The sequence below is a fragment of the uncultured Kordia sp. genome (assembly GCF_947489565.1).
Classification (GTDB): domain Bacteria; phylum Bacteroidota; class Bacteroidia; order Flavobacteriales; family Flavobacteriaceae; genus Kordia.
Map to the genome: position 1 here is coordinate 303,505 of NZ_CANLEA010000005.1, position 20,143 is coordinate 323,647.

At 34.0% G+C, this 20,143-nt stretch carries 5 protein-coding genes; all 5 read left to right on the plus strand.

What is annotated here, in order from left to right; all coding sequences use genetic code 11:
• Window positions 1-4 precede the first annotated feature (4 nt).
• From ectB to Q0845_RS08955, 5 genes are read left to right on the plus strand one after another with little or no spacing between them, the layout of a single operon-like run.
• Window positions 5-1,240 carry a diaminobutyrate--2-oxoglutarate transaminase gene (ectB, locus tag Q0845_RS08935; protein ID WP_298511896.1) on the plus strand — a complete coding sequence of 412 codons (1,236 nt, stop codon included), beginning with the start codon at window positions 5-7 and terminating at the stop codon, window positions 1,238-1,240.
• A 45-nt stretch (window positions 1,241-1,285) separates the two neighbouring features.
• Window positions 1,286-8,662: a non-ribosomal peptide synthetase gene (locus tag Q0845_RS08940; RefSeq protein WP_298511898.1), complete on the plus strand. Its 7,377-nt coding sequence runs from the start codon at window positions 1,286-1,288 to the stop codon at window positions 8,660-8,662.
• A gap of 6 nt (window positions 8,663-8,668) precedes the next feature.
• Complete coding sequence (locus Q0845_RS08945) at window positions 8,669-13,114, plus strand: type I polyketide synthase (RefSeq protein WP_298511900.1); 4,446 nt, start codon at window positions 8,669-8,671, stop codon at window positions 13,112-13,114.
• Window positions 13,115-13,116: 2 nt separating this feature from the next.
• Window positions 13,117-16,464: an amino acid adenylation domain-containing protein gene (locus Q0845_RS08950; protein WP_298511902.1), complete on the plus strand. Its 3,348-nt coding sequence runs from the start codon at window positions 13,117-13,119 to the stop codon at window positions 16,462-16,464.
• Window positions 16,465-16,509: 45 nt separating this feature from the next.
• Entirely contained in the window at window positions 16,510-20,121 is a 3,612-nt protein-coding gene (locus Q0845_RS08955; RefSeq protein WP_298511904.1) for a beta-ketoacyl synthase N-terminal-like domain-containing protein, read from the plus strand.
• The last annotated feature ends 22 nt before the right edge of the window (window positions 20,122-20,143 follow it).

The following is a 20,143-nucleotide window of genomic DNA, read 5'->3' on the forward strand; positions in this document are numbered from 1 at the left end:
ACATATGATAATGATATCAAAAGAATCTAATGTAAACGGATATGCAAAATCTTTTCCAACGGTATTTGAAAAAGCCCAAAAGGACACCTTGTCAAATACTGATGGAAAAGTATATATCGACTTTTTTAGCGGAGCAGGTGCATTAAATTATGGACATAACAATCCATTAATAAAGCAAGACTTACTTGAGTTTTTTGAGTACAGTTCGCCTGTTCATTGTTTGGACATGGACAGTGTTGTGAAATTAAAGTTTCTTGACTGTTTTGAAAATTATATTTTAAAACCTAGAAACCTTGATTATAAAATTCAATTTCCAAGTCCGTCAGGAACCAATGCAGTGGAGGCAGCTATAAAACTTGCAAGGAAATTCACAAAAAGATCAAAAGTAATTGCTTTTACAAACTCTTTTCACGGAATGACAGCTACAGCACTGGCAGTTTCTGGAAGTCAAGAACATAGACATACAGACATACCAAGTCAGGATATAATCTTTTTTCCTCACGAAGGATTTATGGGACCAAACATCAATTCGTTAGAATTCTTGTCAAAAATGATAGAGACAAAAGGTAGTGGCGTTAATGCTCCTGCGGCTATCATTGTGGAAACCATTCAAGCAGAAGGCGGTGTAAATGTAGCAAGTATTGAATGGTTACAAACACTATCAAGTATCTGTAAAAAGCACGATATCTTTTTAATTGTAGATGATATTCAAGTAGGTTGCGGTAGAACCGGAGACTTTTTCAGCTTCGAAAAAGCAAACATATATCCAGACATTGTTCTCTTATCAAAATCAATCAGTGGTTACGGATTGCCGCTATCAATAGTGCTTTTAAAGCCAGCGTTTGATATTTGGTCTCCAGGAGAACACAATGGTACGTTTAGAGCAAATAACTTATCGTTAGCTGCTGCGACTAGTGCGCTCAATCATTATTGGAAAGATGACGCTTTGCAAACTCAAGTCAAAACATTAGAAAAAATAATAACGGACAAGCTACAACACTTAAAAAATAGCTCAACGAAAGTGTTGAAAATTAGCGGACGCGGATTAATCTGGGGAATACACCTAGAAAATGGTGAAATGGCGGAAAATGTTTCAAAAATAGCATTCAACAAAGGATTGATCATTGAAACCTGTGGAAATCATGGACAAGTATTAAAAATATTGCCACCACTAGTGATAGAACCATCTCATTTAACACAAGGTATTGACATACTAATTGAAGTAATAAACTCTCTTTAATATTTCATAACACACGAAGTGAGTTAATTAAAAATTACAAACTGAATGAACGAATTATATACTTTCATTATTAGCCTAAAACAAAAAGGCATACATATCGATGAAACTAATGGGAATCTGAAGGTTTTTGGGAAAGTCGCGAATCTTACTGATGAAGACAAAACAAAAATTAGAGAATATAAATCAGACCTCATTGATTTTTGTCTCCAACGTCAAGTATCCGACGGAGACAACAGCGCTTTCATTCCTGTTATTGAAGAAGCAGAAGACTATGAAGTATCTTCTTCTCAATACAGACTTTGGATTTTATGTCAACTAGAAGAAGCATCTATATCCTATAACATGCCCGAACATTTGATGCTTCATGAAACTATTGATTTTGAAAAGCTCGAAGAAGCCATCAAACAAACAATCAATCGACATGAAGTATTACGAACGGTATTTAAAGTAAATGATTTAGGGAAATTAAGGCAACGTGTTATTGCCTTTAACGATTTTGATTTCTCAGTCAAAACAATCGATTATACAAAAGATAGTGATGGAGAAACCAAAGCTATACAATACATAAGTGGTAATTCATTCCAACCTTTCGATTTAGAAAAAGGGCCATTGGTTAGAGTTAGTATCATCAAATTAGCCAATTCCAAAACAATTCTATACACCAATACGCATCACATTATTGGAGATGGTTGGTCTAACAATGTATTAATGTCAGATGTTCTGGCTTTTTACAAAGCTTTTGCCGAAAATGAACCTGTAGCATTGCCTAAATTAAAACTGCAATACAAAGATTATTCTGCATGGCAACAGGTGAAAATTTCTGGACAAAAATACGAGCAAGCAAAAAAATATTTTGCTGAATACTTAGCGGGAGATTTACCGTTACTAAACGTTCCATCTAGCTATGCAAGACCTGTCGTAAAAACACACAAAGGAAAAAAACTAGGCTTTTCTATAAAACCTGAAATAGCTGATAAACTCAAAAACTATCATCTGTCTAAAGGAGGAAGTTTATTCATGGCATTGCTGTCGTCAATGAAAGTCTTGTTACACAGATATACTGGTCAAAAAGACATCATTGTTGGAAGTCCAGTTTCAGGAAGAGACCATGAAGATCTTGAAAATCAAATAGGTTTTTATGTAAACTCAATCGTATTAAGAAATAACATCAGCGGAAGCGATAGTTTCAATGAAGTATATGAAAAAGTTAAAAAAACAACCTTAAAGGCATATCAATTTCAAGACTATCCTTTTGATCATTTAGTAGAAGATTTATCGCTAAAAAGAGATGTAAGCCGAAGCGCCATATTTGACATTATGATTACGCTTCAAAGCAGCAGTCAAGAAACCATGTTGGATGCAGCATATAAAAATGATGATGTACACGATTTAGGCGATTGTATTAGTCGATTCGATTTAGAAATTGACTTCGAAGAAAAAGAAGGTTATATATGGATGACCGTACTTTTTAATGCTGATATCTACAGCGATGCAGACATTGAAAACCTTATGCGACACTATTCTAACCTGCTAGAAGGTTTATTAGAAAAGTCGGAAACACCAATAGGAGAAGCTAAATACACGACTGTTGAAGAAGAAAATAAACTGTTACAGTTCAATAAAACGGAAGTAGCAACAGATGGAAATGAAACGTATGTAGATCGATTTTACGAACAAGTTCAAAATTCGCCAAATGCCATCGCGATTCAGGACAAGGATAGAAACATTACGTACAAAGAACTTGACCAGCGATCAAATCAATTGGCTCATTTTCTAATGTCTTGTGAACATTCAGGGAAAGAAAACATCTTAGGAATCATTACAGATCGAAGTTATGAATTAATTCTATCCATCATTGCAGCATTCAAGGCAGGTTACAGTTATGTTGCTATTGATGCAAACTATCCTGAAGAACGCATAAAACCAATCATCAGTGATGCAGAAATACATGTTGTTTGTACTTCAAAAAATCATGTTGGACTTGTCTCTAAATTACAAATTGAATGTACAAACCTTACACATTTTGTATGTTTAGATAGTGAAGATGTATATGCCGAATATGAAAATAAAGATCACGAGTACAAAGAACTCTGGAATTATGTTGGAGAAACATCAAAAGACGATGTAGAAGGCGGTGGTTGGATAAGCAGTTACACGGGAGAACCATTCTCTACACTAGAAATGGACGAATATGGTGAAAGTTTCTACAACTCTATCAAACCATACTTACACAAAGAAGCACGTGTCTTAGAAATTGGTTGCGCATCAGGAATTACACTAAAAAAGGTAGCTCCACATGTAAAAGAATTTGTAGGAGTTGATATCTCAGAAAGTACCATTAGAAAGCAGAAGAAAAAATTAGCTTCAATTGAAAATGTATCACTTGCGTGTCTGAGCGCGTCTGAAATAGACATGCTAGACAAAGGAACATTTGATGTTGTCATCATAAACAGTGTGGTACAAGATTTTGAAAGTCCAAACTATCTAAGAAATGTCATTGACAAAATTTCTGAAATCCTAAATCCATCAGGAGTAATTGCTATTGGTGATGTTATGGATGCAGCACTGAAAGACGACTTGTTAAAGAGTTTGCTAACTTTTAAACGTAACAATTTAGCAAATGACTATGTAACGAAAACTGATTTCTCATCCGAATTATTCCTATCGAAAGCGTTCTTTAAGGACTTAGTAGCAGAAAACAATCATTTTACGTCTGTTGTTTTTGAAGAGAAAGATTTTACAGTGTCAAACGAGTTAACAGATTATCGATTTGACGCAATTTTAGTAGCAGGAACAGCAACTGAAACCAACATATCCAAACAAAAATTTCAATACGATGCACGTGTCTTAAACGTACAGAGTGAAGAAGCGCCACAAAAAACAATTTCACCAAATGATACTGCGTATATCATATACACTTCAGGATCAACAGGAGTTCCAAAAGGGGTTTTACTACATCACAAAGGATTGCTGAATCACCTAGATTCAATGATTGAAGAATTGAATTTAACCCAAAATTCAAAAATCATTCAAAATGCATCTGTAACATTTGATATTTCTGTGTGGCAATTGCTCAATGCATTATTGATTGGCGGAACTACCTTGATTTACGGAAGTGAACTTGTCAATGAACCAACGCGATTTATTGAAAAATTACGAGACGATAAAGCGTCTATATTGCAAGTTGTACCAAGTTACTTATCTATCTTATTAGATGAAGCTAACCAGGGAGATTTTGATGGACTTGAATTCCTATTAGTAACTGGAGAAGCGGTAAGTCAAGATATTTTAATACGATGGTTTGATGCATATCCAAACATCAAAGTAGTCAACGCATACGGACCAGCAGAAGCATCTGATGATGTAACCTTACACATCATGAGCAAAGCTCCAGAAAGTTACAATGTTCCTATTGGGAAGCCAATACGAAACATGAAAGTACATATACTTGATGATTTCAATCAAAAATGTCCAATTGGCGTTATTGGAGAAATCTGTGTCAGCGGAATAGGAGTTGGAGACGGTTACCTAAACAATTCAGCACTAACTGCCGAAAAATTTGTCAGTGATCCGTTTGATGCTTCTCAGAAAATGTACAAAACGGGCGATCTTGGAAAATGGTCGTGGGATGGAGAACTCTTCTTTTTAGGAAGAAAAGATTTTCAAGTAAAAGTAAGAGGTCACAGAATTGAATTGGGCGAAATAGAAAGTAAAGTCAATCTATTTGTTGAAAAAGCGATCATTCTTGAAGAAGAAGGTGATTTAGTCGGATTTATCAAAAATAGTAACAAAGTCAACGTTCAAGAATTAGAATTGGCTTTAAATAACTATCTGCCAGACTATATGATTCCACGAAAGTGGAAGCAATTGGAAGTATTTCCGCTCTCGTCCAATGGAAAAATAGATAAGAAAAAATTATTTTGGGTAAACGAAGAAATTACCAATTATGTTGCTCCAAAAAACGAACGAGAAGAAAAAATTCAACTGATTTGGCAACGTGTGCTCAATCTTGAAAGTATAAGTATGCACAATGACTTTTTCCAACTTGGAGGTCATAGTATCAAAGCAATGCGCTTAATTAGTGAATATCACAAGACGTTTGATATAAAATTACAATTAAAAGACATCTTTGCGAATACTACAGCAAGTGCCCATTCGGCATTACTCGAAATTGAAACTACAGAAAAATACAATGCCATCACACTGGCACCACAACTTGAAAATTATCCACTTTCTGACGGACAAAAAAGACTTTGGGTAATAAGTCAATTTAAAAACATGTCGCAAGCATACAATATGCCAGCACATGTATATTTAGATGGCGCACACGATGTTGCTATGTTACAAGAAGCTATAGGTAAAGTTGTAGCGCGTCATGAAGTGTTAAGAACAATCTTTAAAAATGACGTTGACGGAGAAGTAAAACAGTGGATTATTCCAACGGACAAATTCTCTTGGGAAATAGCTTTTGAAGATATTACTGCAATGGAATCGTCAGACGATTACGCACTCGAATATGTTAGAAAAGACAGTTTCATTCCGTTCGATTTCGTGAATGGACCGTTATTCCGTGGTAAAATATTTAAGCACAGCGACACTAAATTTTCGTTATACTTCAACATACATCACATCATTGGCGATGGTTGGTCTGATGCTACTTTATTTAGAGACATTTTGGCTTTTTACAAAGCTATTAGCAACAAACAAAAAGTAGCACTTGTTCCACTAAAACTAAACTATAAAGATTATGCTTATTGGCAACTAAACCAAATAAAAGAAGGAGTTTGGGACGCACATAAAGATTTTTGGCTGGAAACTTTTAAAGGTGAAATTCCACAATTAGAATTACCAATTCAAAAAACAAGACCATTAATAAAAACGACTAATGGAAAATGTTTGCGAATGATTATTCCGGCGAATACGATTGAAAATTTAGTAGAATTTTCGCGTGAAAAATCCAGCAGTTTATTCATAGGACTTTTATCCGTTTGGCAAGTATTATTTCATAAATATTCTGGACAAGAAGAAGTTATTTTAGGTTCGCCAATTGCTGGAAGAGAACATCCCGATTTAGAAAATCAGATTGGTTTCTATGTAAACACACTCGCCCTAAAATCGACCTTAAACGAACAAGATACATTTTTAGACTTTTTCAATAGAAATACAGCGCATGTATTAGAATGTTATGCACACCAAATGTATCCTTTTGATGGTTTGATCGAACTATTAAACATAAAGAAAAGTCCAAACAGAAATGCACTTTTTGACGTTTTAATTACATTACAAAACACCGTAGAATCTAACGCAGATGCAGAATTAGCAAATATTGGACAGATTCAAGATTTAGGCTTCAAAATGGTAAAACTTGATATAGAAGTCAATTTTGAAGAGCAAGGCGGATGCGTTATTCTAGATTTAGTATACAATACAGATGTGTACAGCGATTTTGCAATGAGAGAAATGCTTCACGGATATTTGAAAACGCTTGAAAAAGTAGTATCAGAACCAAAAACTGAAGTTTCAAAAATAGCTGTGGTTTCCTCTGAATGGAAAAGAAACTGCCTAGAAAACAAAGGACTTCAACAACAATTACCAGCTGAAAAAACGGCGATCGATCTGTTTTATGAAAATGTATCTAAATACCCAGACAATATTGCGGTTGTATTTGGAGATAAAAATGTAAGCTATAAAGAATTAGACATCATTTCAAACAAAATGTCTCATTGTTTACAGGCTACATACAATATAAAAGAAACGGATGTTGTCGCTGTGTTGCTTGAAAAAAGCGATTGTAGCATTGTTACGATTCTAGCAATTTTAAAATTAAAAGCAATATATGTTCCGTTAGATACTACAAATCCTGAACGTAGACTCACTTCTATTGTCAATGAAGTCAATGCAAAACTAGTAGTGGTTGACACAGAAAACATGCAAAAGCTAAAAGATACTGCATGTGCTAAGTTTAACATACACACTAATTTTGAAATTGAAAACTATCCAGAAACACGAGTTTCTGTAGCGACAGATAGCAAAGCAGTAGCTTATATATTATATACATCAGGTTCAACAGGAAATCCAAAAGGAGTAAAAATTCAACATGAAGGCATATTAAATTCGGCATTAGACTATGTAAACGAATTCAATATCACTCCAGACGATAAGTATTCTTTATTTTTCTCTACGGCATTTGATGGTTCCATCTTAGACATTTTTACATCGCTTGTCGGTGGTGCGAGTTTGGTAATTTTTGATAAAAACAGTCTCGCAGATCCTTCCACTTTTGTCGCTCAGATAAACCGTCATAAAGTATCTATTTTACTAATCGTTCCAGCATATTTAAATGCAATAACGCAGTACAGTATGCCAACGGTTAGAACAATAATTACTGCGGGAGAAATGGCAATTACCAAAGATGCTATGTTGTATGCCAAATCGAAAAACTATTACAATGCCTACGGACCTACAGAATGTTCGGTAGTATCAAGTTATTACAAAGTCGATCCTAAAAAAGAATATACGAGTATTCCAATGGGATCAGCTTCTACAAACAAACAATTACTCATACTAGATAAAGACATGAATATCATGCCTCCGTATGGCGTTGGTGAAATATGTATTTCTGGAATTGGCTTGTCTACAGGGTATCTAAATGATGAATTAAAGACGAATGAGAAGTTTGTAAATCATCCTTTTGAAGTTGGAAGTATATTATACAAATCGGGTGATACTGGCTATTTAGATGAAGAAAATATTTTTCATTTTGTTGGAAGAAAAGATGATCAGGTTAAAATTCGCGGATACCGAATTGAAATTGGAGAAGTAGAAAGTGCCTTATTACAAATTCCAGCAATCAGCAATGTGGCAGTTGTTGTAAAAGGAAATAATTCTGACGAAAAAAATCTTTTTGCATACTACACAACCACAAAAAATCTTGATGTAGCAGCTATTCAATCTGAAATATATCAAATACTTCCACCATATATGATTCCCCAAAAAATAATACAGTTGGATAAAATTCCAATGACGTTGACAGGGAAAATAAACAGGAAAGAATTAATGTCCTATACGGACGAATTGACGAATTCAGAGCGAATTCTAGTGCCACCAACCAATGAATTAGAAAAACAGTTGGTAGAAATCATAGCAGCAGAATTAAACCTTGAAGCTAGTATAATTGGTGTGGAAGATAACTTCTTTGATATAGGAGCAAACTCTATCAAGATTATTAAAATTCTAAACACAATCAACATGAAATTTAAAACGGAACTAGAAACCGTTACACTCTTTAAATTTCCAAACATAAAAGAACTCGCTCAAAATATTAACAGCACCACAGAAAAAACAATACAAGAAGAAACTGATTTAAATGCCGATGATGTATCCGACATGATGGATGACATGATTAATTTAATGAATATTTAAAAATTTATGAAGCAGCAAAATAGAAAAAAAGATATAGCCATTATAGGAATGTCGTGTAAGTTTTCATCTACTGAAAATTTAGCAGACTATTGGGAAAGTTTAATAAATGGAGATGAATTAATTGAGGTCGTAGAAGATGAAACGAACGAAAACCCTGCTTTTGTAGATGTGCACTCGCGCATGCGAGATGTTGAAAGTTTTGATTATGCATTTTTCGGATATACAAAAGATGAGGCAAAAGTAATGGATCCTCAAATCCGCGTAATGCACGAACAAGCGTGGTTAGCATTTGAAAATGCTGGATACGATATCTCAAAATATAAAAAACAAGTCGGTGTCTTTTTATCAGCATCCGATAATTTGAATTGGCGTGCAAACACATTAATCAATTCGGTTGATAATGTAGATTTCTTTAAAGTAAAACAACTTTCAAATAAAAATTTCTTAAGTACGCTAATTTCGTATAGTTTAAACCTCCGAGGACCGTCATATTATATAGATACAGCTTGCTCTAGTTCTTTATCTTCCATTCACATTGCATGTAGAAACTTGTTAATGGGCGAATGTTCTATGGCCTTAGCTGGTGGCGTAAGTATCAATACACATGTAGAAAAAGGGTACGAATATGCGGAGGGAATGATTTTGTCAAAAGATGGACATTGTAGAGCATTTGATGCAGATTCATCCGGAACAATAAGTGGAGAAGGTGTAGGTGTCGTAGTTTTAAAAAGATACGAAGAAGCGGTACGAGATGGAGATCATATTTATGCTGTCATCCGATCTTCAGCGGCAAACAATGATGGGAAAAGAAAAGTTGGATATACAGCTCCAAGTATTGGCGGACAGTCTGATTGTATTACACTAGCACATAAAATTGCAGGAATACAACCAAACGAAGTTTCGTATGTAGAAGCACATGGAACAGGAACAAAAATAGGCGATGTTATAGAAATAGAATCCTTAAACAAAGCATTTCAATTCGATACCAATCATAAATGTGCTGTAGGATCTGTAAAAAGTAATATGGGACATTTGGATGCCGCAGCAGGAGTAGCAGCGTTAATTAAAACGAGTTTAATGCTCGAACATGAATTGCTAGTTCCTTCACTTCATTTCAAAAGTCCAAATCCAGAAGTAAATTTCAAATCAGGACCTTTCTTTGTAAATACAGAAACAAAACCTTGGCAAGCTACTGAAATCAACAAACCATTACTTGCAGGTGTAAGTAGTTTTGGTATTGGAGGAACAAATGTACACGTACTTTTAGAATCTTATGAAAAAGCAGCGCAGCCAGAATCATCTCCTAAAACAGCATTGATAACTTACTCTGCAGCTAGTGAATCCTCTGTAAATGCTTATGAAAAAGAATTAAGTCGATTCATAAAAGAAAATGAATCAGCGCAATTACAAGCTATTTCGCAATCGTTAAATACGGGACGTAAAACTTTCGATTATAGAAAATATATCGTTGTTGAATCTAACAATGGTGAATACTCGTTCAAGTACGGAAACCTAAATATAGCTTCGGGAGCAAAAGATGGAAAAATTGCGTTTGCCTTTTCAGGACAGGGAACACAATACTATCAAATGGGGAAAGACCTCTATGAATCTGAGCCTAGTTTCAGAGAAATGATGGATAAAGGTTTCGCTATTTTAAGTAAAAACTCTTCAGTTGATTACAAAGGTATTCTTGGGTATACTGATCGTACTTATGATCCTGAATTCATTCATAACACATTAAATACACAACCATTACTTTTTCTTTTTGAATATTGTATCGCCAAACTATTGATGAATTTAGGTGTACAACCTTCCATGTTAATTGGGCTAAGTCAGGGAGAATATTGTGCAGCTTGTTTAAGTGGCGTGTTCAGTTTTGAAGATGGTTTACGAATCATGGAGAAAAGAGCAGAACTCATGGATTCTATTGAAAAAGGAACCATGGTTGCTGTAAATGCTCCTTATACAGATGTGGCAGCTTTATTACCACCAGAAATTCAAGTTGCAGTAATTAATACAGCTACGTCTTGTGTCATTTCAGGTACAAAAGAAAGCGTTCAGAATACATTGCCAATATTGGAAGAGAGAAATTTTGACTATACAGTATTAAAAATTTCCATTGCATCTCATTCTAAAATGATGGAGCCTATTTTGGAAGAATTTGCAGCTTTCTTCCACGACATTCCATTACAAGCACCTCAAATTCCTTTTATCTCAAGTTCTACAGGAGCGTTCATCAGTGATGAAAATGCAACTTCTGCAGCATATTGGGCAAAACACATTCGAAATAGTGTCAACTTTTTATTGGGAAGTCAAGAAATCATTCGATCAAATCCTTCATGTGTCATCGAAATTAGTCCTGGAGCTTCGATATCCAATCTAATACAACAAAATAACCCAGAAGCAGACACAACCGTGTTTTTACAATCGGTTAGAAATGCAAAAGAAGTTAACAATGATTATTCACAGATGCTACAACTGGTAGGGCAACTTTGGCAAAACGGTATTTCAGTAAACTGGGATTCGTTTTACAACAATAAAAAGTACACCAAAGTACCTTGTCCGACGTATTGTTTTGACAAATACAAATTCAATGCGCGTGTAAATGTGTTTGAAGCACTTGGCGGTTTCAATACGAATTTACTCTCTGGTCCAGGAAACCAACCAAAAGATTGGTTATACAAGGAAAACTGGAAAGAAATATCTGTACAACCTCATGCGGCAAACACAGATTCAGATTGGGTAATTTGTTTTGTAAATGAACATTCAATCTCTCAAAACATCAAGGAATCTTTCAAGAATTTTGCAGGAGATCTTTATATGATTCAGCACGGAACTCATTTTGAACAAACAGCTTCAAATATCATCACAATAAATCCAAAACGTTCAGAGGATTATGCGAAGCTTGGGGAATTGTTATCAACATCTATCAATGGCGGTCATGGTACAATCATTCATTCGTGGAGCATACAAGAAAATACTGCACTCGATTTTGAGCAATGTCAAGACTTAGGGTACTTTTCGCTTCAATTCATTACTCGTTTTATCCTCGAAAAAATAAGTTACGAAACCTTAAAAATAGATGTTTTAGGAAACGATCTTTTCAACGTATACGGTAATGAGACCGTGAATTATAATTTTTGTACACTTCTAGCGGCAGTAAAAACAATTCCGAAAGAATACAAACATGTTACGTGTCGCTTCATAGAATATTCAAGCGAATCTAATTCATCAACACTATTAAATACGCTTATTAATAACCAATTTGCTTTTCAAAGTGGTGAAAACGTATTGGCAATTCGCGGAGAAAAAGCGTGGACATTATATCACGATAAAATTCAAATAAACGATCATCAACAAACAACGGTTTTTGAAGAAAATGGTTGTTACCTTATAACAGGAGCTAGTGGTGGAGTAGGACAAGTAATTTCTAAATTTTTACTTGCCGAATATAACGCGAAATTAATTTTAGTTGGACGAAGCGAAGTTTCTGCATCCTTGAGTGCTATTTTAAGCGAAAAAGTTAAATACGTACAATCAAATATTGAAGACGAAAAACGTCTACAAGAAGGTGTAAAACAAGCGATGACTGAATTAAATGAAACTACTATAAACGGAGTTTTTCATACAGCTGGTATTGGAGATTATTTTGGACTCATCAAAGATAGATCACGAAGCAATTGCGAAACCATATTTTCACCGAAAATTGAAGGTTCTGTAGTTCTTAATAAAGTTTGTAAAGAATACAATCCGACATTCTTAATGCTTTTCTCTTCGTTAGCTGCTCTTAAAAATCCTTTCGGTCAAATAGGATATGCTGCGGCGAATACGTATCAAAACTTCATGGCAAAAAATGAAAGTGCTACAACTAAGATTGTAAGTGTTTTGTGGGATACTTGGAAGGAAAGCGGAATGGCTTTAAAATCAGACGAACGCATTTCAACAAATACGGCAAAAGTTTTAGACACAGGAATTTCTGATGTAGAAGGTATGGCTTGTATACAGTTTGCACTTCAATCAAACCAAAAAGAAGTCATTGTTTCAACGATTCCAATTGAAAGATTCAAAGCGGAAGCAGAAAGTCATACACTATTTGCTGTTGAAGCAATGATCAATGAAGAAGCAGCCAATCAGCAGTACTCTGCACGTCCAAATATAAATATCGAATACATAGCACCAAAAACAGAATTAGAAATACAAATTGCCGAATTGTGGATTGCATTTTTCGGATACGATAAAATTGGATTAAAAGATGATTTCTTCGAATTAGGAGGCGATTCTTTAAAAGCCATGACCATTCTAAAAAGAATCGAACAGATAACTGGTTTAGAAATAAAACTAAAAGAATTCTATGGTTCACCAACGGTAGAAAGTATTGCAAAAGAAATTCAGATTTTTCAAGAAACACAAGAGATACAGCAAGTTACTTCAGGTAATATGTTAAGGATATAGGTATGATAGACTTCTTAAAAAAATTAAAACAACAACATATAAGCCTTGCAGTTGAAGGAGACGAATTACTTGTCTCTTATCAAACCGATGAAATCGATGCTGTAACGGTTCAAGCCATCCGAGATAACAAACAGGAACTCATTACGTTCCTGAAAAAATATGCTATAGGAAAAGATAATACTGCGATTCCTAAAATTCAAAAGCAAGAAAGTTATCCTATCTCAGATGCGCAAAGAAGAATATGGGTGTTGTGTCAATTTGAAGAAGTCTCCCGAGCCTATAACATGTCAGTACAAACAGATATTTCTGGTTCGCATGATTATAAAAAGCTTATAAAAGCAATAGGCTGCATGATTGAAAGGCATGAAATATTAAGAACAAATTTTAGAGAAGATCATACTGGAGAAATTCGACAATGGATCAAACCAATTGATAAAATAGAAATTTCGTTTGATTTTGAAGATGTAAGAAATAAAAAAGAGCCGCTACGTTATGTAAACGAATTTATTAAAAATGATTCCTACATTCTTTTTGATCTAGAATATGGAATGCTTCTAAGAGGACGTATTTTTCAATTAAGTGATGATGTATTCAAAATTTACATGAATAAGCATCATATCATTGGAGACGGATGGTCAGAAGGAATCTTTATAAAAGAGCTTACAGTATTTTATGAAAGTTTACTAAAAGAACAAGATCCTAAACTAACTCCGTTAAAAATTCAATACAAAGACTATACTTCTTGGCAGTTAGATCAGATGAATAAAGACATTTGGAAAAAGCAAGAAGAATATTGGTTAGAACATCTCTCAGGGAAATTGCCAGTATTAGATTTGCCTACAAACAAAATTAGACCTACTGTTAGAACAAGTAATGGGAAAAGTTTAAAAGTGTTTATTCCGTATGAAACTACATCTAAATTACTGTCTTTTGGATTGGACAACAAAGGAAGTTTATTTTCGAGTATTTTCTCTATTTGGTACTTGGTATTTCATAAATATACAAATGACAAAGACATTATTTTGGCGTCACCGCTAGCAGGAAGAGCGCATCCCGATCTTGAAAATCAATTAGGTTTTTATGTGAATATGATTGCGTTGCGAAACAAAATTGACGTAGAACAAACATGTTTAGATTTTTACAAACGTACTACAGATATTTTATTGTCTGGAATCGAAAACCAAATGTATCCTTTTGATAAACTTATTGAATCCTTAGAAGTAGCACGTGATATCAGTAGAAATCCAGTATATAATGTAATGATTTCTTTGATGAATGCAGGTGATGTTCACAAAAAAACAAACTATGATCATACCGAAGCTATAGATAAATTAACAATTATTGATGATGGATATTTTATGTCTAAATGGGACATGGAAATCGCCTTTAAAGAATTAGATGGATATCTTTCTTGTGATATCATTTTCAATCCAGATGTATATGAGCAAAGTTTGATAGAAAACATCATTCGCCACTATCATGAAATTATGGTTTCTGTAATTGACAATCCGCATCAAAAAATAAAAGACATTGATTTCTTGCTTCCCGCAGAGCGAGAAGAATTATTGGAATTCAATACAAATCATGTAGAAGAAACCAAACTAAAAGGATTTTCTACGATTCTAGAAGCATTTCAAGAGCAAGTTAATATTCGTCCAGAAGCAACTGCTTTAGTTTCAGGAGAATCATTAAGCTATGCAGAAGTGGCTTCACTGTCCAATCAATTTGCCAATTACCTGCAAAGTAATTATTCTATTGAAGAAAATACGATGATTGCCATGCAGCTTCCAAGAAACAACTGGATGGTCATTATAATTCTTGGAATTATGAAATCGGGAGCTGCGTACATTCCTATGGCACTTGATTTGCCTAAAAAACGAAGCGAATACATTCTAGAAAACAGTGGATGTTCACTATGTATTGATGTTACTGAATTAAATGTCTTCTTAGAAAATCAATCGAAATACAGCGAAAAGGCACCTGAAATAACAATTTCTGCTGAACAACTAGCATATACAATATATACTTCTGGAACGACGGGAACTCCAAAAGGAGTCATGTTAAAACATGAAAACCTGCTTAGTTTCCTACGAAATTTTGAAACCAACTTCCAATTTGAAAATGTTGATAAAATAGGAGCCACCACAAACTATACGTTCGATATTTCAATATTAGAACTCTTAGGCGGACTTGCTTATGGGAAATCAATTAGTGTATTTACGGATGATGAAATTGCAGATCCGCATTTACTATTAGAGCGCATAGAAAACGATCAGCTTGACTTTTTGCAATTAACACCTTCTCGATTGCGACAACTTACAGAAATCTCTCCGGTGTTACCAAAAAGTTTAAAAACCTTGATGTTAGGAGGAGAATTGTTACCACAATCACTATTTGACAAGCTATGTGAACACAACGATCTTCATGTAATTCATGTATACGGACCAACGGAAACTACAATTTGGAGTACAAGCAATGTTCAGAAAAAAGGAAGTAGAGTAGTACTTGGAAAACCACTATTTAACGAAGAAGTATACATACTTTCCGAAAACTTAAAACTAGTTCCCCGCGGTGTTGTTGGTGAAATATGTATCGCTGGTGAAGGTTTAGCGAAAGGATACATCAATGATGAAGAAAAAACCAATGATAAATTCATTGAAAATCCATTCAAAAAAGGCAGTAAAATGTACCGTACAGGTGATTTAGGAAAATGGACAAGAAACAATGAATTGGAATTTATTGGCAGAAAAGACAGTCAGTTAAAACTACGAGGTTACCGAATAGAATTAAAAGAAATAGAACATCTGTTAATGAATCATGAAGGTGTTGGCGAAGCAGTGGTTGTTGCTGTTGATACTTCTAATAATGGAGACAAACAATTAGTAGCGTACGTAGTTTTAATAGAAGAACTATCAGATTTGGACTTAAGATTGTACTTAAGTGAACACTTACCAAATTATATGATTCCAGCGCTCTTTTCTTTTATTGACAAAATGCCGTTAAACGCCAATGGTAAAATTGACAGAATACAGCTTGCAAAAGAAACTATCGAAGTAAAAAGTGCAGTCTATGAAGCTCCTAGAAACGAATTAGAAGAAGCATTGCTAGTTATCTGGGAAACAGTTTTAGGATTAAAAAGAATAAGTATACATGACAGTTTTTTCCAGGTTGGAGGAAACTCATTAAACATCATAAAATTGCGTAAATCTGTCAATTTACAGTTAAATCAAGATATCGACATTGTACAATTTTTTAACTATCCGACAATCAATTCAATGGCTGAATATATAAATGGGTTTACCAACGAAGAAGAACAAAAAGATCACGATTTAACAATATTAAAATTTTAAAAACAATGAGTTTTAAAAACAACGAAATAAATATATGTACGTAATATGAACAAACCAATAGCCATCATAGGAGTTTCATTCAAATTGCCTGGTATTGATACATGGGAAGACCTTGAAAATTCAATATCAAGTAAGAATGTATGTATTGGAGACGCACCTGAAAATAGGAAAGCGGATATCTTTCCATTTACTGGTGAATTCGATATACTCGATAGTGGCTTCTTAAGTGAAATAGATAAATTTGATAACTGCTATTTCAACTTTTCAAAAAAAGAAGCCGTACGTATGTCTCCAGAGCATCGCTTTACATTGATGCATTCCCTAAAGGCATTTTATGACGCTGGCTATACGGAAGAAAACTTAAAAGAGTCAAACACAGGTTTTTTCTATCCAACAAATGATTCAACGTATAATGAATTGGTTCCAGAAAACGCAGGATTACTAGATGTAATAAGTGGTTTTGAAGGAACAAGAGTCGCTAATTTCTTAGATTTAAGAGGACCCATACTTTCGGTAAACACTACCTGTTCTTCATCTTTAATGGCAATTGATGTAGCATGTTCAAGTTTGCTACTAAACAACTGTACTATGGCAATGGTAGGCGGTGTAAAAATGGCAGTTCCTTCAAAGCAAGAAGTAAGGCACTCAAAAGTTTTATCGCCAACGTTTAAATGCAAGCCTTTTGACAAAGATGCAAATGGTACATTACCAGGTGAAGGAGTCGGTTTCTTAATCTTAAAACGATTAGAAGATGCTAAAAAAGACAACGATCCTATTTATGCTGTCATTGAAGGAAGTGGCGTTAATCACGGCGGTCAAAGAATCTCAACAATGACTTCACCAAGTGCTGAAGCGCAGACAGAAGTACTATTAAAAGCATGGAAAAAAACAGAAATTAATCCAAATGAAATTACATATATAGAAGCGCATGGAACAGGGACTATTCTAGGAGATCCAATTGAATTTAAAGGGATAGAAAATGCGTTTGTTGAAACAAAAGAGACAAATCATACGTGTTATATCAGTTCTTTTAAAGGACAAATTGGACACTTGGATACGCTCTCTGGCTTGGCATCAGTTATTAGGTTGATAGGAGGTATGAACTCGAAAAAATATCCGATTCAAGCAGGATTTGAAACCTTGAACCCTTTTATAGAATCAAATACAAACACACTTAAAGTTGTAAATGAAAAAATAGATTGGAAAGCCAAAAATAACAGACGTGTAGGCGGTGTGAGTTCTTTTGGACTCTCAGGAACCAATGTTCACTTATTAGTATCAAAGGAAGATGAAAATTTCAATGCAAAAGAAGATGTAGCGTTAAAATTCATACAACTCAGTGAAAAAACTGCTTCACGAATGTCTTCTTTAAAAAAGCATCTAGTAAATTATTTAGAAACTAAAAAGAACATACATACTAGATTATTTGCCAACAAAATCAACAGATTATACACACAAAGAGATCTTTGCAAAGGCTATGTTTTTAGAACAAAAGAGGAGTTAATATTACAGTTTAGGGAAGAAACAATTGAAAATATTGAGACAAAGGATTTCTTTTTAGTAAACCTAGAAATTCTAAATTATAAGAAGGAATTAATAGAAGAAATTACCCAAGAAAATATACTCATTCGCGAATTGTGGAATACACTTTTGGATGAGAATCCGAACGTAGCCATCGAAATAGGAAAAAATGAATCACTTCGAAATGTCGTTTTTCAATATGCATTGCTTAAATATCTAACAAATTCAATACAAGGAGAATTAAAGGTAATTACCTCAGAAAAGAATAATTATGCTCAGAAATTGTTAACGGGTGAGATAACACTTGACGAATTACTTCATGTAGAAATTGATTCAGAAAGTAAGATTGAAACTCCTTTCAATTACGAGAAATTTCTATCGTATATAAATTCCACTTACGAAAACAAAAAATTAGTTGTTGTTGGATTTACAAATAACTCACTATTAGAAAAACTATTCATATCGGGGGAAATCAAATACATACAAGGAGATTTTCAAGTAGCGAATCGATATCACATATTCAAAGAAATTGTAGAAGCAGGAAACAAAGCATTACAAGTTGAAAATACACCTCACATATTTAAAGATTTAGGATTACCAATATTTGAATTGGAACGTTGTTGGCATGAGAAACCAACACAAACAATCAGCAAGGAAAAAAATAAAGAGCAAGTAAAACTTAGAAAAGAAGTAACTGAGCAGGATATTAAATCGACATTGAGAGAAATTTGGGAAAAAACCCTCGAAATAGATGATTTTACCGAGCAAGACGATTTCTTTTCTTTAGGAGGAAGTTCGCTCACAGGCTTAGATGTTATCACGGAATTAGAAAGAAAATATGATATAATTATAAACTATCAGGACATTTTCGATTTCCCAACATTTGACAGTCAAGTGAAGCTAACACAAACTCTTTTACAGGAAGAAGCTATTACAAAAATTGAGGAAGTTGAAGCCAAAGATACGCTTGTAAAAACGACAGCAGCTAGTTATCAGAAACTTCTAGATTCTTTTGAAACAATAGACAAAGGAGAAAAATTAAACGCGCAAAATATTTTAATAACTGGAGGCACAGGTTTTTTGGGCGCATTTTTAATACATAGATTACTCGAAGTTACCGAAGCTCATTTGTATGTGCTAACAAGGTCTACTAGTGAAGAAGAGGCTTCAATCAGATTTTGGAAACGATTTTCAAGTTATTTTAACCTAACTTCTTCAGATAGAATTACGGTACTAAAAGGAGATATTCTTACAAAAAATCTATCTCCCGAATTGGTAAATATCAATATTGACACAGTGTATCATGCTGCCGGAGTTGTTTCGCATTTTGGAAAAATAAAGCAATCCTTAGACATTAATTTCAACGGAACGAAGCATGTAATGGATTGGTCTATTGCTAATAACATTACGTATTTCAATCATTTCTCAACGATTGCTGTATCTGGATTAACGGCAGATGAAACGTTACAATACTATGAAACAGATCTTGATTACGGTCAGGTTTTTTCAAATCATATCTATAGTAAATCCAAATTCCTATCTGAAAAATATGTCTCCGAACACAAGGGGGAAATTGCTGTAAACATATTCCGTTTAGGAAATATTGGAGGTAGATTTTATGATGGTCTTTTTCAACACAACATCAACCAAAACAATATTTATACAGAATTAACAGCGCTCGCAAAAATTGGAATGTATTCAAAATCAATAGAAAACATATCAATGGATTTGATTCCAATTGATACAACAATTAAAAACTTAGTTGACTTGTCGTTACTAGAAAATAAAAAACTAAACACATTTCATTTATTCTTAAAAGACACTTATAAAGTTTCTGATGTAGCAAAAGAACTCAATAACAACGGAATTCAAATAGAATTAGTAGATGACATTACATTACAAAATAGAATAGAAACACTAAATGAAAAAAGTGCTAAAGATCAAGAATTCAGCACTGTGAAAAAACTATTCTATACAAATCGAAATCAAAGAGGTCTGGACGATTTTAGATCTCCAGAAATCAGCATCGAGGCAACTAACAAATACTTGCACAAGCAAGGAATTAAATACCAATATGACAGAAAACAATATTTATATAATACCATAAACTATTTAGTAAAAAACAATCTAATATAAAAAGAGATGCATTTCAGCTAGA